The following is a 22581-nucleotide window of genomic DNA, read 5'->3' as shown; positions in this document are numbered from 1 at the left end:
TCAACCCCTACCCCGAAATCCTGACGCCCGAATCGAAGCCCCACATCAGCAGGGTCAAGATCATGTCCTCCACAACAATGATGATGAGACTGCTACGGATCGCTCGACCAGACGCGCGGCCGACGCCCTCTGCTCCACCGGTGGCGTAGAAACCCTGGTAGCTGTGGACGATGACGACCGATACTACGAAAATGAGGACCTTGATGACCGAGAACACCAGATCCTGCGGTTTGAGGAACGCATTGAAATAGAAATCGTAGGTGCCACCTGACTGGCCGTGTAGAAGGATGACGACCAGCTTGGCCGCGCCGAAACTGAGTATCAGCGTTACGATGTAGAGGGGGATGATGGTAGTGATCGCCGCGACTACACGCGTGCTGACGATGTACGGAATCGGCCGCACCGCCATCGACTCGAGCGCATCGATCTCTTCAGCGATACGCATCGAACCTATTTCCGCAGTGAGGCGACAGCCGGCCTGGGCTGCGAAGCCGATCGCGGCGATCATCGGTGCCAACTCTCGAGTGTTGGCGTATGACGAAATGAATCCCGTAAGAGACCCCATCCCGACCAGGTCTAGCGAGGCGTAGCCCTGGATGCCGATGGACGCCCCGACAGCCATTCCGAGAATCACAAGCACGATCGCGGTACCCCCGCCGACCAGTACAGCGCCTCGTCCCCAGGCAAACTCCTGTATGAATAAAAACGTCTGTCGTCGATAGGTGGTTGCGACGTGCCGAATTCCGGCGACGGTGTCGATGGTAAATGTTGTAATGTGCCCGAGCTGCGCGGGGACCTCAGCGAGGGGCGTCACAGCACGCACGATCGGACGAGTAACCGAAGTATAACGGGTGGATGGTACTGCGGTCACGTGTTCTCCGTCATCCGATGGTCTGCGGGACGAACATGATGGTCAGTTGGGTGATGAACACGTTGATGACGAAGCACGCCACCACCCCTAGGACCACGGTGGCGTTGACAGATGTAGCCACACCTTTAGGGCCATCTTTCGTGGACAGGCCCCGATGACACGCGATTGTCACGACCACGAGACCGAACACCACTGACTTGATCAGCGCTACAAGGATGTCCGCCGATGATGCGAACGATGCGAACGATGCGACGTAGCTCCCCGGCGTGATGCCCTGGACGTTGACGCTAAGGATGTAGCCGGCCACGAGACCGGTAAACACGATGAGCATGCATAACATCGGAGCGACGATGAGAACCGCGACGAATCGAGGTGCGACGAGTCGACGTGTCGAATTTAGTCCGAGCGTCTCCATGGCATCGATTTCTTCACGGACGGTGCGTGCGCCAAGGTCAGAGGCGATGGCCGACCCTGCCGCACCACCGAGCAGGAGCGCGGTGACGATCGGTGCCCCCTGCTGAATGATCCCGAGTCCACCGGCGGCTCCGGCGATAGATGTGGCCCCGACCTGCTGGGTTAGACTTCCGACCTGCACCGAGACGATGACGCCGAAGGGAATCGCGACCAGGATCGCTGGCAACGTCGTTACGGTGATGACGAACCACGTCTGTGTGACAAACTCCCGAAACGGAAACCGTCCGGTGACAATATCGCGCACGGCCCACCGCAGTGCCTGGCCGGCGAGGGCAATCGAATTTCCAAAGGTCACAAGACTGGCTGTCGCTCGACCAGCAATTTCTGTATAGATACCGGTCTCTCCTCTTCTGTCTGCGCAGCTCGTCGCGATAAGGTGTTCACACAGTATCAGGTACGTGCAGTACCTGATACATGGTTTCGGGAACTTCCGTCGGATTAATCAGCTGACAGGTTGGCGTGTCCCCAAGTGAACGGAGCCATCTCGATTTAGAGCCTTGTTGCCCATGAGCTGGGCGGATAGGACGATGGAAAACATGGCTGGACGGAAACGCAACTCTGCCGAGGACATCGTGCGCAAGCTGCGCAGTGCCGACGAACTGACCGCTGCGGGCAAGACGCAGGAGGAGATCGCGGCGGCGCTCGAGGTGTCGGCGGCGACGTTGTACAACTGGCGGCGTCAGTACGGCGGGATGGCCACCGATGCCGCGAAGGAACTCAAAGAGTTGCGCGAGCAGAACGGCAAGCTCAAACGGTTGCTCGCCAAGGCCGAGCTGGAGAAAGATGCACTGCGGGAGGTAGCGAAGGGAAGATTCTGAGCCCAGCCGCCAAGCGCAGCGCTGTCGACATGCTCGTGAACACCATGAGTCTGTCGAAACGACTGGGCGTGCAAAGCTGCTGGGCTTACCCGCTCCACCTACGCACGAACACCGATCGCCGAAACACCCGCGGACCCCGACGCAGCCCTGAGGGCCGCGTTGCGGACGTACGCAGGCTCGCATCCACTGCACGGCTTCCGACGCGACTGGGCGCATCTGAGGCACGACGAGGGGCTTGTCGGTGAACAAGAAGAAGGTGCACCGGCTCTGGAAGGAGGAGGGTCTGCAGGTTCGGATCTACCATCCCCGCAAACGCGCCGGCGTCAGCTAATGACCGCAGATCGAAGCCGATGCCCCGAAAGTGGTGTGGCCTACGGACTTTCAGTTCGATTCGACCGTCGATGGTAAGGCGATCAAGATCGCGTCGATGATCGATGAACACACCCGGCAGTCCCTGTTGAACATTGTGGAGCGGTCGATCACCGCACAGCGGCTTACCGACGAGCTCGACAAGACGTTCGCGCTGTGGGACGCAAGTGCTGCGGATGGACAACGGTCCGGAGTTCATTTCCCATGTGCTGCAACATTTCTGCCGCGACCGTGTCGGTATCTCCTACATCCAGCCGGGGACGCCGTGGAACAACGGACACATCGAATCCGTCAACAATCGACTACGGAGGGCCTCAACCGCAATCACTGGACGAGCTTGCTCGAAGCGAGGGTCGTGATCGAGGACTTCAAAGACCACCACAACCATCGACACCGGCACTCATCACTCGGATACCTCACGCCGTCCTGGGGGTCCCTCCCGCTTGCGGGGGCGTACGCTGCCCGATGCACCCACAACCACCAACCGGTCGAGGGCTGGGAGGTCGCTGAATCAACTACACCGTGGATCTAGAACACGGTGGCCCGACTTATCGGGGACCTGCCAAGGTCGCCTCGTCGAGCGTTGAAAACGTCGGCGAGGTTGCAGATGAGGGTCATCCACCCCGCAGCCCAGTGGCTGGCGTCGTGATCTGGTCGGCCCAAGGATTCGGACACTGGACCCGCTTGGAATAGGGATCTACCGACATGAGTCCAACAAGCATGAGCAGATCGCGTCGATCGTTCAGCACCGAGTTCAAAGACGAACTGTGCCGAGAGGTCATCGACTCTTCCAAGCCGATCAGTGAGGTCGCCAGGGCGTACGGTGTCGGCGACGACAGCTGCAGCACAGTGCGATGCGCCCCGTGTACCGCGCGCCATTGGACGACGGTGGGCATCATCTCGTGATGGCGGACAGCGAGCGTGAAGCAGACTCCAGGGACTCCGCCAGGATCAGCTCGAGTGCAGGCAGTCTGGCAGCCGACACGGCCACCGCAGCTGCGCGTGTTCGTGCATCGAGACCGCGTTGTGTTCCGGCGCGGGCAGTTTCGGTCCAGGCCTGGGCGCAGTGATCGGCGGCCGCCGCGAGGTCTGCGGTAGCGGGATCACCGGTCAGACGTGCAATTTCGGTACAGCCGTCGGCGAGAAGCCGACGAAAGAGCCCGCCTCCGGTTCCGGCCTTTTCGATGAAGACACCGAGACTGAACAGCAGCGTCTCGAGGTCATCGGGCGGAAGGTCGACCCAGCTCCTCACGTCGGTTGCCAGCTGGTCGACCGCGGCCAATCCTTCGGCACTGGCCGCTGGTACGTGGTCGGCTATTCCCGGTGTCGATGGGGAGCGCATGCTGGCGGCGGATCGGGCAAAGGCCGCAGCCGCGGCAGTCGACACGGGCGGCAGTGTCTGCGGCCATGCGATTCGGTACGTGCAGTGACGTGTCGGTTGTGGGAACGAGGTGGAAGATCGCGCCCGAGCCAGCGCGTCGAGCGGGATCTCCTGCACGTCGGCCCGATCGTTGTCGACGACCGAGGCAGTCCCCCCGATCTCGTCGTAGCCGATCACCACGATGTCGTGGCGACTCATCTGCAGTTTCACCCGTAAGTAGGGCAGCTCAGCGATATCGGCCCATACCAGACTGGGTCGTCCCGCATCGATGTCGTCGCGAACCCATGACCATCCCTCACCGGGATCGTCGGTCGTGAGAACCTCGACTTGTCCGCCGAGCCTGCGCGGCAAGTCGATCTCGAAGTCGGCGCCGCGGCCGACCAAGTACATCGGTGGGACCAGGTCGTTCGATCGCAGGTAGGACAAACCGAGATCACCACCCAGTGCGAACACCAACCCCTCGTCGGGTGGTCCGTCCCATCCCAGACCGTGCCAATGGAGAAGGTCTCGCATTGCACCTGACCCGCAATGCCCTCCCATCCGGTGGGGATAGTTCTCGATCAGAGTCGTGTGGGTCACTGTGACTGCCTTTCGGGTGGTTGGTCGAGCGCGCGTGTCGGCATGCTCAGCTGTTCTGGATTCTGTCGAGATACGTTCGGCGAGCATCCATGTCGACGTCCGCGAGGAACACCGAATCTGTGTTCAGGGCCGCACCCAGTCCGGTCGCCAGCCGCCGGGGGACGAATTTCACCGCCGCGACCATTGCGCCTGCGAGACGGGTGACGCGGACGAAGGGGCGTGGATTCTCGATCAGATCTGCTGTCGCGCGGGCGATTTCCTCCGGCTCGGCGTTGCGTAATCCCTTTGCGCCGGCGGTTCCGGCGACGAGTTCGGTGTTGGTGAACGTCGGGCGGACTGTGGACAGTCGAACCCCTGACTTGCGGTACTCCAGTCGTGCGGCCTCTGTGAATCCGATGACTGCGAACTTGGTAGCGCAGTAGGTCGCCAAACCAGGTACCGCGAGCTCGCCGGCCAATGACGCAGTGTTGATGATGTGTCCGGTGCGGCGTGGCAGCATTCGCTGAAGAGCCAGTTTGGTCCCGAAGATGACACCCAGGATGTTGATCTCGACTTGCCTCCGGGTTATTGCATCGTCCTCTTCGTGGGCGTGGCCGGTAGGCATGATGCCCGCGTTGTTGATCAGGATGTCGAGGGGTCCGAGTTCACGTTCGACCAGGTCCAGAAACGTTGTGAACGAGTCAGGTTCGGTGACGTCGAGTCGGGTGACGACCTTCACCCCGAGTTCGGCGGCGGCCTCCTTCGCACGTGCCTCGTCGATGTCGCCGATGGCGACCCGGTGGCCTCGTCGAATCAACTCCTTCGCTGTCTGATAGCCGATGCCTCGAGCTCCACCTGTGATCGCCACGGTCCTGGCGGGGGTGTGAGGTGCGTTGTTTGTCATCTGCTGCGCTCCTTGCATAGATAAGAGACATCGGTAGACGCCGTTCGGGCCGCTCTCGCGGTGGTGGCTGCGCACACGAATGAGGGATATGGGTATCGCGCGGCGTCTCGTGCCCGGGGAGGCGTTCGGATCGGTCGTTCATCGCCCGCAGCCGCAATTCCAGCGGCAGAGCGAGTCTCGTCTGTTCGGTGTAACTTCCGGTGTCGGCCTCAACACGGCCGCGCCGACGAGACAGTCATACGGCACAGCTCTGCCAGCAGGTATCGGCTCACCCGATTCGAAGGTGTCCGAGGTAGTCCGAGTGGTCACGCCGTGGTTGTTCGCGGAGAGAGCTCCGACCGATCGGCAGTCGGCCGCGATACGGGGTTCAAGACGTATGTTCTCACCGCTTGTGTTCATCGAGACTCCCGCGGAAGGTTTCGATCCCCGGGAGTTTCGTCCGGCCGGGTGCGGCCGGTGAAAACATCATCGAGTGGGTGAGCGCCCGTGAAGATCGTGGGGCCGTAGGCGTGCCGAAGCACCGTCAAGATCGCGTTCAAGGGTAGGTCGTCGAAGACTCCTCGTTCGCGGACATACTCCATGTGCTGGGCTCCGTCTGCGGTGAAGGCATGCATGAGAGCATCGCGATCGCCGTCGAATTCCACTGGCGGCACGCCGAAACGAGCGCACAACTCGACATTGAATGCCGGCGTGGCCTTCAACCACCGGCCCTCGATGTAGAGGCGACTGTAGCCGTGGTAGACGAACAGGTCGGTGCCGCCCATCAGCGTGCGCAACGTCTCGGTCTGCAGGTGATTTCGGACGTCGGCGAAGCCGAGCAGTGCTGGGATACCCGCCGCCCGGCACACTGCGGTCAACAGCACCGCCTTCGGGACGCAGTAAGCGCGCCCGGCCTCGAGGACGAAGCTCGCTCGATAGTGGGCCGGATCGTCCGACACGGTGTATGGGTCGTACCAGATTCGGTCGCGGACGGCGGCGAAGAGGCGTCTGGCCTTGTCACGGTCGCTGCTCGCATCTCCGATTGCCGCGGCGGTGAACGCCCGCACGGATTCGTGCTCGATGTCGAGGAAGTCCGTTGCTCCCAGGTATGCGTGTGGTGGCTGCGTAGTATGTGCTCCGGGCGGGCGGTCTGTCATGGTCATCGCTGATGTTCCCTTCTCTGAGCAAACCGGTTGCTGTTGTGTGCACAACGACCGAAGGATCGGTCAGTTGCGCGCGAGTCCGCCGAGCATCAGGTCTTCGCGTTGGACGGGGAGTCGCTGGGCGATCACCCGTTTGCTGTACATGAACTCGCGCGGGCGACCTATGCAGTCGGCGGCAATGAGCTCACCGGCCTGGAGATAGAAGCAACTGAAATCACTGTCGCGGGTGGGGTCACCGCTGAGAACCACTTCGTCGTATCCAGTGTTGAGGCCGGCGATCTGCAGCTTGAAGTGATACTGATCCGACCAGAACCACGGCAACGCTTCGATTTTTCTGGACTTCCCGCAGGCGGTCGACGCAGCGACTTTGGCCTGCTCTCCTGCGCTCGAGACGGACTCCAACCGTAGTCGACGGCCGTAACGGGCCATGTCGTGGCTCGCGCAGTCCCCCGCCGCCATGATGTCGGGGTCGTTGGTCCGAGTGTGATCGTCGATCACGATGCCGTTGTCGATGACAAGACCCGCATCGGCGGCGAGGTCGGTGTTCGGCTCGACGCCGACACCGACGATGACCAGATCTGCGGGGATCGATTCTCCGCTGGCCAAGGTGATTTCACGAACCTCACGGTCACCGGACAGGCCCTGAACCATCGCGTTCGTTCTGATGTCGACTCCCTGTTCGCGATGTATCCGCTCGAAGAACGTCGATACCTCGGGAGCAGTGACCCGCTCGAGCACACGCCCAGTTGCCTCGAGGACTGTGACCTGTACGCCCAGTGCGCGCAGCGATGCCGCTGTCTCGAGTCCGATGTAGCCGCCTCCGACGATCACCACCCGCTGGCCAGGGCCGGTGGCCATACGGATCCTCTCGACGTCCGCTGCGGTGCGCAGGTAGTAGACCCCGTGGAGATCGGCCCCGGGAACGGTGAGCCGACGAGGGCGGGCTCCCGTGCACAGCGCGAGCTTGTCGTAGGCCAGCTTCTCCCCGGTGTCGAGAACGACGTTGCCTTCCGACCGAACGATGGTCTCCACCTGCGCGTTCAGGAGCTGAATACCTTGCTTGGAGTAGAAGTCCGTGCTGCGAATGGCGATATCGTCGAGTACGCATTTGCCCGCCAGGTATGCCTTCGACAGCGGGGGGCGTTGATAGGGAGCGGCAGACTCGTTACCGATGAGGACGATGTCGCCTGTCCAACCTTCTTGGCGCAAACTAGCTGCCAGTTGTGCCCCAGCATGGCTTGCGCCGACGATGATCGCCCGTTGCGATGTCATGCGCTGGAAGTAGGCGTCAGGCGCACCATCATCTTGCTGATGCCCCGCACGAAATTCGACTGAACATACTCGGGGTCGCCGACGACCTCGATGTTCTCGAAGCGGGGAAGCAACTCCTCCCACAGAATCCGCAGCTGCATTTCGGCCAGCCGATTGCCCATACACCGGTGCACACCGAATCCGAACGCGATGTGATTGCGCGCATTGGCACGATCGATGATGAAATCATCAGGATTCTCGAAAACGCGTTCGTCGCGGTTACCCGAGGCATACCACATCACCAATTTGTCACCCTTGCGGATGAATTGTCCGTTCAGAACGGTGTCGGCTTTGGCGATTCGGCGCATGTACGCCAAGGGTGTTTGCCATCGGATGATTTCCGAGTTCATGTTGGGGATCAAATCGGGATTGGCCTTCAATTTCTCGAACTGGTCGGGGAATTGGTTCAACGCAAGAACGCCACCGCTCATCGAGTTTCGCGTGGTGTCGTTGCCACCGACGATCAGCAGGACGAGGTTGCCCAGAAATTCCATCGGACGATCGATCAGATCCTTGGTGTCCTCGTTGCTCTGCAACATGGTGATCAGATCGAAACCGGACTCTTCCCCTGCAGACCTCCTGGCTGCTTTGTCATGCCAGAGAGCGCTGAGGCCACGGGCCATGTCACGCATGCCTTCGAACACCTCGTCGTTGTCCGAGGGCCCACCGTTGGCTTGCTCCATCGAGGTTGCCAAATCGGACCAGTAGACGAGTGTGCGGCGTTGTTCGTAGGGGAAATCCAGAAGAGTTGCGAGCATCCGAGCTGTCAACTCGATCGAGACATTCTGCACCCAGTCGAACGGCTCGTTCAAGGGGAGGTCGTCCAATACCTCCCGTACGCGCGATCGGATCAGTCCCTCCATCTCCCGGAGGTTCTTCGGTGCGACAACCCCCTGGACGGCAGCGCGCTGCTTGTCGTGGCGTGGTGGGTCCATCGCGATGAACATCTCGATATCGAGAAACCGGGGCGGAACGCCGATGACGATGAACGGTTCGGCCGAGAACACAGCGTGATTCTTGTCGACGGCCACGATATCGGCATGGCGCGTGACCGACCAGAACGGGCCGAACGGACTATTGGGTTGGTAGTGCACCGGTGCCTCGTTCCGCACGCGCTCGAAGTACGACTGCCACCGCCCTTGTCTGTAAAGAAAGGGGTTACTGAGGTCGATGTCGGCGAGCTCGACATCCTCGACCGGTGGGATGGGACTTTCGACGAAGATCTTCTTGCCATTCGTGCCAGTCACCCACCGTCGGGTCTTGTCGTACAAATGAGCGCCCTGGATCTGCAGCCCTATCGGGATGGTCGACTGGACCTTGTCGGCGATCGACTCAGAAACTTTCATGCTGTCGTGCCTGCCTTTCGCACATCACAATTGGAATTCAGGTGTTCGAACGATCAGGCCATCCCACGCTTCCGAGGCCACCATCTGGCACGACAACCGAGACGTGGGTTCACGCTCGGGGTTCATCGCCAGCATCTCCTCCTCGTCGGCGCCGGACAGACCCACCTCTCCTGACCACTGCGGGTCGACGATCACATGGCAGGTGCCACAGGCCGTTTCGCCCCCACAGTCTCCATCGATCCCCGGCACAGCATTGTCGGTTGCAATCTGCATCAGCGAGCGACCTTCGACCAGAGCCGCCTCGTGCTTCTCACCATCGTGGGCGACGAAAATTACAGCTGCCATGTCAACTCCTCGTTTTCCGGCGTGATTGACGAAAGTGTCGTCGCAAACGCGGGTGACGGCTATGTTCGGTGGAGTCATAAACTTGTGAATTCGGGTCAAAGGGGTCACCGTGAAGCTGAGCGACGAGGGCGTGCCACCGCTTGCGTTCGTTCAGTTGCTCGAACGCCGCGCACTCGACCCTGACGCCGCCGCGCGGCTTCGTGTGATCATGCACCGCGAAGGAACCAGTGAAGCGACGCTCATTCAGCATGACGTTCAGGCACCGATACGGTGGTTTCGGGAGGTCTATCCCGAACTCGATATCGCCCAGGCCACTCGACTCGGATTTGCGTTTGCCGAGCAGGCCCAGTTGACATCGTTCGGGCCTCTGAGTTCACCTTTGATCAGCGCTGGTTCGGTCGCCGAGATCGTCGATCTCCTGACATACCTACCATTGATCTCCACGGCGTTGAAGTCGCAGTTCCACACCGGCGACTACGGTCTGATCGTCGGGCTCACTGCGCACACAGGCGATTCCGCACTGGACTGCTTGGTCATCACCTACGGTGGGTCGGCGTTACTACGACTGCTGGACATGCTCGCCGGTGACATATCGCCGGTGACACTCCATCTGAGCTGGCCGGAGCCGGCCGAGGTGAGCCACGACGAAGGTCCGGGGGCGAATCGCCGGTTCTTCGACGCTCCGATTTCCTTCATCCACGTACCCGAGGAGACCCTCAACAAGGCTTGTCGCTTCTCGGACCCCCTCGCATATCGTCTCGCTATCGCTGATCTGCAGCGAACACTCGCCCAGCGGAGTGGGTCCATGTCATCCGCCGAGAAGGTGAGGCAACAGTTGGAAAAGGACCTCGGACAGCGAACCAACCATGATGTTGCACAAGCATTGTCGATGTCGAGTAGCACGTTGAAACGGCGGCTTGCCGAAGAAGGAACCACCTATAGCAAGGTGCGCCACTCGCTGCTGTACGAGCGCGCGATGCTACGGCTCCTCGACCGATCGGTTTCGGTCAGCGAGATCGCTACCGAACTCGGATACAGCGACCTCGCCAACTTCTCTCACGCCTTCAAACGCTGGACCGGACGCTCTCCGAAAGATTTCCGAAATCCCCGACTCTCAGACGACCCGGTTTCGACGTAGACCCCGCAGAACGGGGTCGAGATCGATGCCTCCGTTCGTCCGCAACCTGATCGATCTTCGTCTCGGAGATGACGGAGACGTCGCCGCCTCCGTGCCATGAGAAGAAGAGTGTGTGCAAACCGGAGTACCAACCACTAGTCACTCGACGGTGTCGGTCGGCACGCGTGTGGTCTCCGATGCGAGAAAGTCGACGAGTGCTTCCAACAGGCTGTCCGCGCGGGTTTCGACATCGGCCAGGACAGAGTCCAGGTCATCGAGAAGACCGTGGGCGTGTCTACGCGCAAGCGTTCCGCGTTCGTAGTAGCCGGGGTCGAGCACGACCCGCGGTACTGGATCCGGTGCAGTGCTCTGCTCCGGCTGTTGTGACCGCGCAGTGGGCTGCAGGTGGGTGGGTGCCCTTCCGTCCCAGTGCATTCGCACGATGCCCGCTACCGCGCGGGCGGTCAGCGGGGTCGCAGCCAACGGGGTGTGGCCCCACCGGTCGATCGCAGTCGACAGCGGATGTTGACCGGCCGGGTCGAAATACCGGTCGTATCCGCCGAGCCCGGTGCCGTCCACGGCATCGAAAGCGTCGGCGAGCATTCGGGTGCTCGGATACCGGGCCTGATGGCCGAGCACCTCACACCAGCGCTGGTACACCGTGCGCGGAGAAATGCCCGTCCCCGCCAGCGCGAGGGAGGTGAGGGTATGAACGCCGCGGCCTGTCTCGATGCGAAGGGCGTCGAGACCCGCATCGGCGGTGACATCGCATGCCCGCAGGGCCGCGATCTGCGTGTACGGCAGACCTGTCGTAGCGAGCGTGAGGATCAGCGCGTCTCTGCGCGCGAACAACGCTGACGGCCAACCGTATTCGGGGAGTCGGGCGATGATTCCGCCGATCACGGCTGCCACCTCCTGCAGGCGCGACGTGCGGGCCCCATCCAGCGCAGCCCGGACGGTCTCAGCGCGCCCTGGAGGAGGTAATAGATGCCGATGATGAGCGGAGTCGATCACCGCGATCCGGCGGCGTTGGGTCGTCGGCGCGGCGGGGTGCGCATACAGGAACCGAGCAAGTGACTCAGGAGAGGCCGCCAATGGGGGTTCGCCATGGGCGGTGCACCAGTCCTCGAACAGTGACCACGTGTGCCGATCCCGCCTCGGTATCGACGTGTTCGTGATGTCCGATGCACGTATCGGACAAGGGCGGTCGTCGTGGTCAGCATCTACCCCTGTCGTCCCGTCGCCGCTCACTGGTTCGGTCGGGTGCCTGGTCATAGGCCGAGCTCGGTGACGGCGTTGCCGACCAGTGGCGCATTCTCGTGAGCGTATGTTTCGACCATTGCGGGTGTGGTGTGCCCGGTTTGGCGCATGATCGCATGCGCGTCGGCACCGTTGCGGAAGGCCTGCGTGACGAAGCCGGAACGGAGGGAATGCCCGCCGAGCTGGGCGACGGTGTCGGGGCCGTATCCAGCTCGAGTAGCGCGGCGGCGGATCGCCGCGTGCACCGCGGCTCCGGACAGGGCTGTGTCGGAGAGGTTGCCGTTCTTGCGGACGGACCGAAACAGAGGGGACCGTTTCTCGACTACAGGAAGGGTGCCGCGGCAGATATGGGAGTCGAATTCCACTGCGCGGGAGAGTATTCGGATGACAGCAACTCTGCCGCCGGTGTCGAACGCTGCGACGATCTGCAGCCATCGCACCCACGCGCAGACCGGACATGACTCGTGGCGGTCGGTGAACGGGAGTGCTTTCACGGTTCCGGTGCCGTCCTGGTCGGTCTTCGATTTGCGGATACGTACGTGCGCGCCGTCGAGGCGGTCGCGGTGGACATCGCGGCATTCGAGCGCTACGAGTTCGCTGCGGCGGAATGCGCCGGTGTAGCCCATCAGCAGTAGCGCGGTGTCGCGGCGTTCGAGGACCTCCGACGCCCAGCCCGCTGCAGTGCGTCGGGCGTGGTCGACGATCGTAGTGATGTCAGCGGTGAGGAGCGGGGCACGGGGTCTGCGGGGCCGCTCCCCCGCAGACGCGTAATCCCGCCGGATACCCGAGAGAGTGGCGCGGACCATCTCGTGCCCGCACGGGTTGTCGTGGCCGGTAGCGCGGTGGCGGTCCGCGACCGCCGCGATCCATTTGTCGAACGTCGACGGCGCATACGCCCGCGTCCCGTCGACGGTGAGCGTATCGGCGGCGCCGACGAGGTACGCCGCCACCGTTGCGGGATGCGCCGGCAAAGCCTGGTGCCCGAGGACGATGCACCAGTTCTCGAATCGACTCCACGCCGAGGCATAGGCACGGCGTGTTCCGGCCGAACGAGAAGCTGCGATCGACTGTTCTATCCGAGCGGCAACCTCGACCGGTAGGTCCGGGAACACTGCCACACCACCCACCGAGACGAGTGAATCCGCGTCCCCGACCTCACCGAGCTGCCGTTCTGCCATGACAAGCACTGTAGCGAGCACCTCCGACAGACTTCTCGAGCCGAAAACACGCTGAGCAGGCCTTTTCGCGATCATGGTGCGGGAAGGAAAATTCTCGTGGGTCACCGCACACAAACCGTGGGTGACTACAGGGTGCGATCGAATTCCGCCTGAAAGCGCAGAGAAACGTGTGGCGATTGCGATCTAGCGCGCTTCAGTCCCAGTCCAGTCGAATACCGAGCTCGACGAAGGCATAGGCCAGCTCATCGACGTCATCTTCGGTGCGGCACCCCGTTCGAGCGAATCCGAACAAAGATCGGGCGGCATCGCTGTCGACGCGGGCGGCGGCGACAGCGGCATCGATCGCCGCAATCACACCGTCCCAAGCGCTGCGGGCGGGTACCGGACTGCGAGACCTCGTCGGAGCGGCCCCCGGATCGACCGGCTCGTACCGTCGCGGCCGCAGCAAGCAGGCATCAGCACCGCTCGCGGCTATCTCATCGTTCTCGACCGCATTGATCGCGGTCGCGGCAGCAAACAAAACCTTCGCTTGCTCGTCACACCGCAGTTGCTCGAACGGAACCCACGATGTCCGCAGCGGGCGAGAATGGCCGGTGGACTTCCAGATCGCGCTCAGTGGCTTCGCCCACCATCCGGTGCGGACCAGCGGTGTCGATACCTCGTCGACGACGGTACGCAGCAGCCTGAACCACACTCCGGCATGAACACGGCCTCCGCCGAGCTCGACCGACCCGCACGTCAACGCGACGGCGGTGCGTCTGTCGATTTCTGCGACGACTGCCGGTACGGGTATCGGTGGTGCGTGTTCGTCCGAGCCTGGCGGTGTCCTGTCCCAAAAGACCAGTCGGCCGGGTATGACAGCACAGAATTCGAGCCGGCAGAGGTGTTTCGTGCAGCTGGTCAGCATCGGGTACTGATGAGCCATCATGACCGCGATGTCGGCGTCTGTGTCGAGGTCGTCGATACACAAGGGGCATGCCCGCGTATCGAGCTTGCTCACCCAGGGAAGCCACGTGCCGGCGGGCGGTGCGCGTCGACGTCGATCTGACCTTGCCAGACCCGCCGGTAGTAGGACAGAGAACTGATGGACGTAGGTGTCGAAGTCGCATCCGCCGGGGTCGGTGCTGTCGAGCAGCCAGGGCGTACCGCCCGCCAACGTCATCTCACGCAGCCGTTCCGCTGTGCAGGTGCTCCTCTGGGCAAGCGCGGATAGCACCGGCTCGGGTGTGTAGCGGTCGAGGTCCACGCCCGAAGTGTCGACACCGAGCCCGTCGAGAAGATCCGCTGTACCGATCAACGAATACAGTCTGCTAGTCCGGGCAAGCCACGACATCAGAGTCTCACCAGGTAATGGTTGCGGGTGCAGCGGCCACCGCGGATGCCCACTGTGGTCGAACGCTGTAGGCGCTGGCGAGGCATCGGCTGATGTCATGCCAGATGCCGTTCGAAGTGGCGACGGCGTTCGGTGGGCCCGGAGTAGGCAGTCTGCGTCAGCACCTGCGAGGTGATCGCTTCCTCGCCAGCCTCTATTGCGGTCACTGCGGCCGCGGTCAACAGCGTGGCCAGTTCGCCGATGGTGCCCTCACACCGGGTGAGGAGGTAATCGGTCATCTCCGCCGACGTCAGGTGCGAGGGCGCACGCAACGGGAAGCTGGCGGTGAAGCTCGCCAGCAGGGAGCGGGTGTCGATGTCGTTGGTCCAGATCGGCAGCGTCATGGGGTGAAAACGGTTCTCCAACTGTGCATCACTACGGATCGCGAGGTACGCCTCTCGGGTGCCCACTCCGACAAGAGGAATCCGCAGTTCGTTGCCTAGAAACCGCAACAGGTTCAGGAATTCTCGGCGCACGTTGTCGCGGCCGGCGAGAACATTGTGGAGCTCGTCGATGATCAGCATCCGAACCCCGGTCGCTCGCAGCAGCGAGATTGCTTGCTGTTCGAGTTCGTGGACTCGGCTCCGCGGGCGGATCGGCGTTCCGAGTGCAGCAAGCATCGCCAGGTAGAACCGTGCGGGTGCTGGGTCTGGAGGCATCTGCATACACAACACCGGTATCTGCTCGCGATCGGGCAAGCTGACAGCAGGGTGCGCACGCCGGAACTTCTCGATGATCATCGACTTGCCGTTGTTCGTCGGTCCGATCAGAAGCACGTTCGGCATACGTTGCCGATCCGGCCACACCAGCAACGTCTCAAGATGCTCGATCACCGACCGTGCACGCGGATACCCGATCCACCGTTCAGTACGAATATGCCTGATGCGTTGCGCGGCAGGAAGAACCGCAATCGATCTGACCGAACTTCGCAGGTGGGTGAGGTCCGCACGAACGACGTCGATGTCTTCGCAACTACGGTCGTCATCGTCGCCGGCGGGAGCGTTTCGGGGGTCGTGGTTCATCCATTCACCACTCTTCGATGTCGTCGAAGATCGGAACCGGCACGTCGTCGGTGCCTGGGCCGAGCTCGGGCGGGCTCTGCGTGTCCGGTGGTGTGGTGATGCTGCTCAGATGAGAACGGCGAGTGCGATTACGGCGGGCCCGCTTGGTGTACCTCTGTGCGGACGTGGCTATCTGACGCATCTGCTCGATCATCGCGAACAGAGCGTGTTCGTCGATACTTGCTCGGCCTTGTTCTCGAAGGCGCACCACCGCTGCCCGGTGTTCCCACGCTGTCACGGCCGGATGTGACATCGTCCGGTATGGCACCTCGACGTACCCGCCGCCGCTGTCGGGGTCCAGGACCCACACCCTGCTCAGATCACGTGGATCACGCCGGATAACGAACTGACCCAACTTCTCTCGCCTGGCGATCCATGGTTTCAGCGCGTTCGAGAAGTACTGGATGTGGTCGATGACGAACCCTGTCCGGGTCAGTCGGCGCCGGATGACGGGGAGGAAGTCCACTAAGAATGCGGTCTCATCCACCACTGTCGAGCTCGCCAGAGCGGTATCGGCGTCGGTGCTGCTGGTCCACTGCGCAGCCGGGCTCCGGCTCAGGCCGGTGTGCACGTCCGCGTGATAGGCCGCGATCGCCAAAATCAGCCAGCGTTCCAGTTCTCGTAACGTCAGAGCTGCCGCGCCCTCCGAGTCGTAGCTGCCCCGCTGCGTTGGATTCGAGAACGTGGTGCCAGGGAGCTCGTGAACCTGGGTCATGACGGTGCCGATGATGCGTTCGACAATCCCGCCGTATTGCGGCCTGCCGGGTGGGCGGTAGCCGAGGTCGATACCGTGTTGCTCGCAACCCCGCCGTAGCGCTTCACTTTTGAACTCGGCGGCGTTGTCGACGTACAAGGCGCGCGGCTTTCCGGCCATCGGCCACCGCACATCCGCGCCGAGCCCCAGAGCGTCGATCCATACGCTTTTGTCCGAGCACACCCGGCCCAGACACAACCCGACCGACACTGCGGACGGCGAGTCGAGTGTGACCACGAAGCCCGGCACGCAGCGGCTGAAGACATCGATAGCAATCGTGAGATAAGGACGTCCGATCGGCACCCGGTCGTATTCGTCGACGATCATCAGATCGACCACGGTGTGATCGATCTGGACTTGCTGGAGAACCGCCGTCACCGGCGGCGGGACATCGCCAGCGGATTGCCGCGATCGAGCGGCATCCGGTCCGCCACGTGACCGTGCGACGCGGCCCGGGTGCATTGCTGCGATCCGCGCGGCGACTGTGTTGCGGGCTGGAATAGGGAGTCCCGCACGGTGACAGGCCAGCGCGATATGTCGATGCAGTGCGGCGACACTGAGCTTCTGGCGAGCCAGAAACTCGCGGTTGATGTGCTCGGCGATCACTTCTTCCACCTCGGCCGGCACGCGGGAACGGCCGCGCCCGCCTGCAGGAGCGGAGACCAACAGATCTGTGACCGACCCTCCCCCATTCCGGAGCTTGGACAACAGCACGTACACACGCCGGGGCGAGACCCCCAACTGCTGTGCTGCATCCTCGACCACTGCGGTGCCGATCGAGGATCGATCCGCTAGTTCGCTGAGCACTGCGAACCGTGACCGTGCCTGCTCCCACTGCTCGGCCGACGCGGTCAGCACACCAGTCTCTGCGACGTCGAACTTGTCCGCGTCCATCGCAGCCTCCGAACGCCAGGCCTGTGTGATCGACCGATTGTGCAGTCCACTTCTGCAGTCAGAATGTCAGAAGACGACTGCAATCGGAGGTAAAACCCCAGGAAATTATGACGCCCACTTCTGAAACTGACAATTGTCTTCGTTGTTTCAAATACGAATGTTTATGAAACATGGTTCGGTGACGCCGAAAATCGGGACCGATCGACTGTCGAGACCGCCTGGGGACGCTCGAGCTCGCGTGCGAGGTGAGGATCCGCGCGGGCGACAGCAGGATGGCCACGATTATTTGATACTTCGGATAACATGAACGCGATATTCATTCGGCATGCAACGAAGAGGAATCCCTGTGGCTGAAATATTCATTCGCCAACTTATCGACGATCTCGACGGGAAACCCATCGACACCGGATTAGGGCACGAGGTCACCTTCTCTTATCAGGGCGCCGACTATCGAATTGATCTTCGGCCCGCCAACGCCGACAAGATTGAAGCTGCATTCGCCCCGTACATAAAGGTCGCAGAGAAAGTCTCCACTGCCGGCAAATCCCGTGTGAAAACCTCGACTGCGACTAAGTCGTCAGGATCCGGTCGATCGGCGGAACAGTTGAAAGCGATTCGGGACTGGGCTGGCAAGAACGGCTTCGACGTCTCCCCGCGCGGGCGGATCAAAGCTGACATCATCGATGCTTTCGACGCCGCACACTGAGCCTTGAGGACAGTGTCGACTCTCACTGGCATCTGCGAGTAGCGCACTGCAACTCGTAATTCTGGCCCGTGAGACGGATGGATCAAGCGAGCTCGAGATCGCCCTCGGCGGCGAATACCAAACGCCCGTCGTCGAGGGCGATCGCCCACCGCAGCACCGGTGCCCAATCCCGACCCAGGTCAGTGTCGTCAATGACAGTGTCGGCGAAGTCCTCGACCACGACACCTACCTGCGGCTCGGTATCGCTGGACTGTGGTCCGGAGGTCCGGATCACAGTGACCCGGGAACCGATGGCGATGGGATTAGTGGAGTGAGCGTCAGAATCGGGCATAGGCCTGATTGTGGCAGAGGAACCGCCACATCACCTCCTCACCCAGCGATCGCTGGTGTTCCAAATGCGGTCGTTTATGAAACACAATTCGGTTAGTTGAAATGTGGGAAGGTCGTCTCCGGAGGCCGCCGAATTCCGGTTCCAGATGGTTGGGGGACTAGTCCTTGTCAGCGGGTTTCATCCATTTTGCAACGACTTCGAGCGCTGTTTTCTCGTCGATTACCTGAACGGTGCCTGTGCCAGACCACTCTATGTTGGGATTTCGGGCAGTTGCATGCCATGAGTATCTAATTTCGGTGCTTGCCGTAATTGCATAGGGCACGGCGAGGATCACCGCATCTTCGAACACATCAGGCTTGGAGCGCTTCCGAACCTCATCCAGATAAACTGTCAGAATTACGGCATCGGTATCAGTCCGTTCCCACGAAGACCGATTCGCTCCTAGGCTGCGAAGGTCGGGACTAGGGATTGACCAGTCCCTGTACCCGATCAGGGTTTCCGGCTTCGGTGGGACGTAAAGCGGAGTCCAAATATCCGCCCAAGATTTTTCCTCCATATCGAGACCCATTACATTCTCGAATGTGAACTCGATTTCCAACCCTTCGATCAATCCATCACTACTAATCGATACCTCGATCGGTGGCGCCGCAGCCACCGCTATTGACTCATCAAAATCGTTGAGGTGATTCCGGACCTCAGCAGTCCACTCTTCGATCTGTTCGGGCTTCTTTGGCCGCCGTCTGGGACGCCCGTAGAGGCTGCTGTTGGCTAGAGCCGATTGAACGCTGAACGACGGTGTTGGACTATGATTCTCCTCCGCCCATCTACTCTCTTGCTCAACATCAATCGAGATGAAGTTTTCGATGACTCTCTCGGCCTGGGGGAAATGCCAAACGGAACCAGCGACAGTGACAGACAGTGAAATGTCCGGCTGCGCAGGTGCAGTCGGAGGCATGGCTGGTGAGGTACGGCTGGCTGCGAATTCTCGGGCGTCCTTCCACAGGGCCTTCTTGACCTTTTCATCTAGGTCGGCAGAAGAATCAAACGAGTTGTACAGCCCACTCGTGTTCTCATGGAACTTCGCACGGAATTCATTCAAGCGGAGCCACTGATCGCGCTCAGGGCCATCATTCAATAGCGCGGCAGGAGCGACATCGCTTCGCCAAAAATAGAAGTGAACTGGGCTGTCGGGTTCCCGAAGATCGGCTTCTTCAACCGTCCCCGAATAGTTGTTTCGCAGCGTCGGGGTGCCAAGCCGTTCTTTGAACAAAGCAATGACAATATCACTCTCATTCGTGACCTGATCATTGATCACGGACTGCCCATCGGCGCCTTTAACATAAACAGGAACGACATCGGTCGAGTAGTGCTTAATAATGAACACCACACCCATATCTTGAGAGTGGTCGTTATTCCAGCTACTGATCGCCTGACGGACGACCTCGACTTCGGCGGCCGTGTCACCAGGGCCAGAAATCATCACAACCACACCAAGCGCATCGAAAGACATACGAGAATTGAACCACCTCGCATCAATCAGCTGCGAAGTACTGGGCAAAAGGAGCATCGAGTGTGCGCGTCGAGGGAAACGTGAACGCACCACCATCGTAGATCCACAACCTCGCCGGTGCGATTCAATGCTGAGACACTACTTTTGGTACGTGCTTCTGAGACGAAGCGAGCTGCGCTAACACTTGATCCCACACCCGAACGAGCGTGTTTCTCAACTCCAAGGAAACGAGACGGATCGCTGTGGCGCGTGGATCGGTTGTCGTGCTGCTCCGATAACCTCTCGTCAACGATTCCGGGGAGGGGTAGGGCGCAACGGGCGGTCCACTCATTCCGATTCTAGAGATGTGTCGGAGGACTCTTAGCTTCTCAAGCGCAGTTGCCGGCGCGGCATGGGCCCATTCGGCGATCGCAATGTACGAGCGTGCGCCGGCACACATCGCGGCCAGTGCCATCGACCGGATCGCCGTGAGATGGTGCCGCACCCCGCGTCGGGCACCGGGTCGAGCATGCCGAGGATCCCGGTGTCGGACACTCGGGGGCGCGTGGGCGAAAATAGGACTGCGGGTACGGTCCGTTCCTGATGATGTGGGAGTAGAGACTTGCATCATCAGCAAGGCAGCTTTGGTTGCCTGCGCCCACCACCATGGGCGAGATATCTAAAGGTCAGCGCACTCTGCTCACGACTTTGCCGGAGCCCTGCTAGCCCTCTAACCCGCCGATAAGGAATCCGACACCATGCCCCGTACCAACCAGCTTCTCCAACTCACCTGGTTCAACAAAGACAAGGCGCTCATCCCTACCGAGCACGGGAAGTACGGGTACTCATGGGTCGATGCTCGAGATCCCCGGTACTGCGAGACGCACACGCTCGTCGAGGGCGAATACATCGAGGGGGTCCAGGCCGAGAAGGAAGATGGTCTGTCTTATTCGGAGCTGGCGGATCTGGAGCCGACGACGGATAACCTGCTCATTCACGGTGAGTCCGGCGATGTCCTGGAGGCGTTGACCCGTGTCCCGGAGCTGGCCGACAAGTACCTGGGCAAGATCAAGCTCTGCTACATCGACCCGCCGTTCAACACCGCCGAGGCGTTCACACACGCTGACTACGAGGACAACCTGGAGCACTCGGTCTGGTTGACGATGATGCGGGACCGCCTGGTACACATCAAGAAGCTCCTCACTAATGACGGTTCAATCTGGGTACACCTAGATGACGGTGAGAACCACCGGATGCGTGTCCTTCTCGACGAGGTTTTCGGGGCCGGAAATTTCATGGCAGAGGTCGTGTGGCAGAAGGCTGACTCGCCCCGTCGGGGCGACGGATTTTCAGACGACCACGACATCATTCTCGTCTATCGCAAGTCTTCGCATCACCGCGTCAACCACATGCTCCGAACTGCGGCAGACAACGCGCGGTTCACGAATCCCGACAATGATCCGAATGGTCCGTGGTGGGATGGCGATCCGACTGCGAACCATGGGGATGGCTCGGGAGGCATGTGCTACGCCATCCAGAATCCACTTACCGGAGCGATGATGCGCCCGCCAAAGGGTGGTAGCTGGAGGTACTCACAAGCGCGGATTTTCGAGGCGCTCAACCAGTGGGTTCCCTACCGGTACGAGAACCTCCATGACAAGGAATGGCGAGCGCAGAACGAGGGCGTCCCGGTAAGTAAGGCCAGCGACAATGTCTGCGCTTTGGTGCTGGACGTCCCACTTGCGGAGGCTGTTGCTCGGGTTCATGCACGAAGGCAGCAGGAAGATCTTCCAGAGATTCTGATCCGATCCACTGGGGGCCTCGGTCGAAAGGCGTACGTCCCTGCTACCGGCACTAATCCCCGTACGTGGTGGTCCAACGCAGAGGTCGGCCATAACAGGGCCGCGAAGTCCGAGATCAAGGCCCTCTTCCCCGACATCAATGCCTTCTCCACGCCTAAGCCTGAGCGGCTTCTGGAGCGGATCATTCACATTGCCACTGATCCTGGTGACATCGTTCTTGATGTGTTCGCTGGCTCGGGTACCACCGCCGCGGTCGCGCACAAGATGAGACGACGCTGGGTGACCGCCGAGCTGCTGCCGGAGACGGTCGAGAAGTTCACCCTGCCGCGCCTGACGAAGGTTGTCCGCGGCGAGGATCCTGGCGGGATCACCTCCATCGAGGGCGAGCGTGTCGATGCGACAGAAGACGGACTTCCTGGCGATTTGAGCGCCCCGGAAGCGTTCGCTCTAACCCAGGCCCTCGGAAAGATCGCCAAGGTCGTTTCGGCTCCGGTTGACCTCGCTAAGGTCGTCGGTGACGCTGTCCGCGCAGACTCCAAGACTGACGATCCGGCACTTGACAACGATGAGGCCAAGACGCTGCGTCGTCTCATGCGCAAGCTCGCCGGGGCCGAGGCTCCCGAGACCGATTTCCTGCCGTACGTCAAGAAGTCTGTGGGTGGCCAGCTCAAGACGAAGAGGTCCCCCGACGCGGTTAATTATCGCGGCGGTGGCGGGTTCCGGGTCGCTCACCTGTCCCCGGCGTGCTTCGACTACAACCCAGATCTTGGACTGGTCACGCTCACCGAGGCTGCGTTCGAGGGGGACAACCTCGCTCGTGCGGTCGCTGCGCACCTGAACTTCCACCTCACTCCGGAAAACCGGGCATTCACCGGAAGACGGGGACGAACACGGCTAGTCGTAACCACTGCCGCCGCTACGCCTGAGTACGTCAACGAGCTGGTGACTCACCTGGACGACGACGAGAAACTCGTCCTGGCCTCTACGTCCGTGGATCCCGACGCCCAACAAGCACTACGCAAGGCCTGTCGAGGATCACGGGTGGTCCACATTCCCAACGACCTGTTCCGTGTCCACGAGATCGAGGGCTGAGACGAG

18 protein-coding genes and 2 pseudogenes are annotated in these 22581 nt (G+C 61.3%); 5 read left to right on the top strand and 15 right to left on the bottom strand.

The window, feature by feature from the left end; all coding sequences use genetic code 11:
* Window positions 1-7: 7 nt before the first annotated feature.
* Together QRN54_RS33085 and QRN54_RS33080 are read right to left on the bottom strand one after the other, a co-directional pair.
* The gene (locus tag QRN54_RS33085; RefSeq protein ID WP_118606243.1) at window positions 8-871 is read right to left on the bottom strand and encodes an ABC transporter permease; all 864 of its coding nucleotides are present in this window, start codon (window positions 869-871) and stop codon (window positions 8-10) included.
* Window positions 872-881: 10 nt separating this feature from the next.
* Entirely contained in the window at window positions 882-1589 is a 708-nt protein-coding gene (locus QRN54_RS33080; protein WP_285184019.1) for an MlaE family ABC transporter permease, read from the bottom strand.
* Window positions 1590-1881: 292 nt separating this feature from the next.
* Here QRN54_RS33080 and QRN54_RS33075 point away from each other — a divergent pair.
* A pseudogene (locus QRN54_RS33075) lies at window positions 1882-3064 on the top strand (IS3 family transposase).
* A 188-nt stretch (window positions 3065-3252) separates the two neighbouring features.
* Window positions 3253-3372 (top strand): annotated as a pseudogene (locus tag QRN54_RS33070) (transposase); the annotation flags it as partial.
* 55 nt (window positions 3373-3427) lie between these two features.
* Here QRN54_RS33070 and QRN54_RS33065 read toward each other — a convergent pair.
* The 6 genes from QRN54_RS33065 to QRN54_RS33040 form a co-directional block, all read right to left on the bottom strand.
* A complete protein-coding gene (locus QRN54_RS33065) occupies window positions 3428-4492 on the bottom strand; it encodes a BtrH N-terminal domain-containing protein (RefSeq protein WP_054827593.1) in 1065 nt (354 codons plus the stop codon).
* Between the two features lie 46 nt (window positions 4493-4538).
* The gene (locus tag QRN54_RS33060; RefSeq protein ID WP_285184018.1) at window positions 4539-5375 is read right to left on the bottom strand and encodes an SDR family oxidoreductase; all 837 of its coding nucleotides are present in this window, start codon (window positions 5373-5375) and stop codon (window positions 4539-4541) included.
* Window positions 5376-5770: 395 nt separating this feature from the next.
* Window positions 5771-6511 (bottom strand): transglutaminase-like domain-containing protein, encoded by a 741-nt coding sequence (locus QRN54_RS33055; RefSeq protein WP_032370982.1) that lies wholly within the window; start codon window positions 6509-6511, stop codon window positions 5771-5773.
* Between the two features lie 69 nt (window positions 6512-6580).
* The gene (locus QRN54_RS33050) at window positions 6581-7789 is read right to left on the bottom strand and encodes an NAD(P)/FAD-dependent oxidoreductase (protein ID WP_032370840.1); all 1209 of its coding nucleotides are present in this window, start codon (window positions 7787-7789) and stop codon (window positions 6581-6583) included.
* Window positions 7786-9174, bottom strand: coding sequence for a cytochrome P450 (locus tag QRN54_RS33045; RefSeq protein WP_285184017.1), 1389 nt, complete (start codon window positions 9172-9174; stop codon window positions 7786-7788). The genes QRN54_RS33050 and QRN54_RS33045 overlap by 4 nt, the downstream gene beginning before the upstream one ends.
* A 24-nt stretch (window positions 9175-9198) precedes the next feature.
* Entirely contained in the window at window positions 9199-9519 is a 321-nt protein-coding gene (locus QRN54_RS33040; protein ID WP_024793405.1) for a 2Fe-2S iron-sulfur cluster-binding protein, read from the bottom strand.
* A gap of 109 nt (window positions 9520-9628) precedes the next feature.
* On the opposite strand from QRN54_RS33040, the gene QRN54_RS33035 reads away from it, so the two are divergent.
* Window positions 9629-10657: a helix-turn-helix domain-containing protein gene (locus QRN54_RS33035; RefSeq protein WP_118606494.1), complete on the top strand. Its 1029-nt coding sequence runs from the start codon at window positions 9629-9631 to the stop codon at window positions 10655-10657.
* Window positions 10658-10795: 138 nt separating this feature from the next.
* Here the strand turns inward: QRN54_RS33035 and QRN54_RS33030 are convergent, their stop codons facing one another.
* The 5 genes from QRN54_RS33030 to QRN54_RS33010 form a co-directional block, all read right to left on the bottom strand.
* Window positions 10796-11539 (bottom strand): recombinase, encoded by a 744-nt coding sequence (locus QRN54_RS33030; protein WP_238704818.1) that lies wholly within the window; start codon window positions 11537-11539, stop codon window positions 10796-10798.
* A 368-nt stretch (window positions 11540-11907) separates the two neighbouring features.
* Window positions 11908-13074, bottom strand: coding sequence for a site-specific integrase (locus tag QRN54_RS33025; RefSeq protein WP_024793402.1), 1167 nt, complete (start codon window positions 13072-13074; stop codon window positions 11908-11910).
* A gap of 193 nt (window positions 13075-13267) precedes the next feature.
* Window positions 13268-14506 carry a TniQ family protein gene (locus QRN54_RS33020; protein WP_256670145.1) on the bottom strand — a complete coding sequence of 413 codons (1239 nt, stop codon included), beginning with the start codon at window positions 14504-14506 and terminating at the stop codon, window positions 13268-13270.
* Window positions 14503-15468, bottom strand: a complete 966-nt coding sequence (locus tag QRN54_RS33015; RefSeq protein ID WP_054827569.1) for a TniB family NTP-binding protein — start codon at window positions 15466-15468, stop codon at window positions 14503-14505. Before QRN54_RS33015 ends, QRN54_RS33020 begins: the two co-directional genes overlap by 4 nt.
* 4 nt (window positions 15469-15472) lie before the next feature.
* Complete coding sequence (locus QRN54_RS33010) at window positions 15473-17155, bottom strand: TnsB C-terminal domain-containing protein (protein WP_054827568.1); 1683 nt, start codon at window positions 17153-17155, stop codon at window positions 15473-15475.
* 346 nt (window positions 17156-17501) lie between these two features.
* Here QRN54_RS33010 and QRN54_RS33005 point away from each other — a divergent pair, with 346 nt between their 5' ends.
* The gene (locus tag QRN54_RS33005; RefSeq protein WP_019749856.1) at window positions 17502-17861 is read left to right on the top strand and encodes a histone-like nucleoid-structuring protein Lsr2; all 360 of its coding nucleotides are present in this window, start codon (window positions 17502-17504) and stop codon (window positions 17859-17861) included.
* 82 nt (window positions 17862-17943) lie between these two features.
* Here the strand turns inward: QRN54_RS33005 and QRN54_RS33000 are convergent, their stop codons facing one another.
* Both QRN54_RS33000 and QRN54_RS32995 read right to left on the bottom strand, forming a co-directional pair.
* Complete coding sequence (locus QRN54_RS33000) at window positions 17944-18192, bottom strand: hypothetical protein (RefSeq protein WP_029538823.1); 249 nt, start codon at window positions 18190-18192, stop codon at window positions 17944-17946.
* 157 nt (window positions 18193-18349) lie between these two features.
* Window positions 18350-19702, bottom strand: coding sequence for a hypothetical protein (locus tag QRN54_RS32995; protein ID WP_193595841.1), 1353 nt, complete (start codon window positions 19700-19702; stop codon window positions 18350-18352).
* Between the two features lie 737 nt (window positions 19703-20439).
* Here QRN54_RS32995 and QRN54_RS32990 point away from each other — a divergent pair.
* The gene (locus tag QRN54_RS32990) at window positions 20440-22575 is read left to right on the top strand and encodes a site-specific DNA-methyltransferase (protein WP_193595842.1); all 2136 of its coding nucleotides are present in this window, start codon (window positions 20440-20442) and stop codon (window positions 22573-22575) included.
* Window positions 22576-22581 lie beyond the last annotated feature (6 nt).

This window comes from Rhodococcus sp. MEB032, from assembly GCF_030208925.1.
Lineage (GTDB): Bacteria > Actinomycetota > Actinomycetes > Mycobacteriales > Mycobacteriaceae > Rhodococcus_F > Rhodococcus_F qingshengii.
This window is presented reverse-complemented; position numbering and strand designations above follow the sequence as displayed.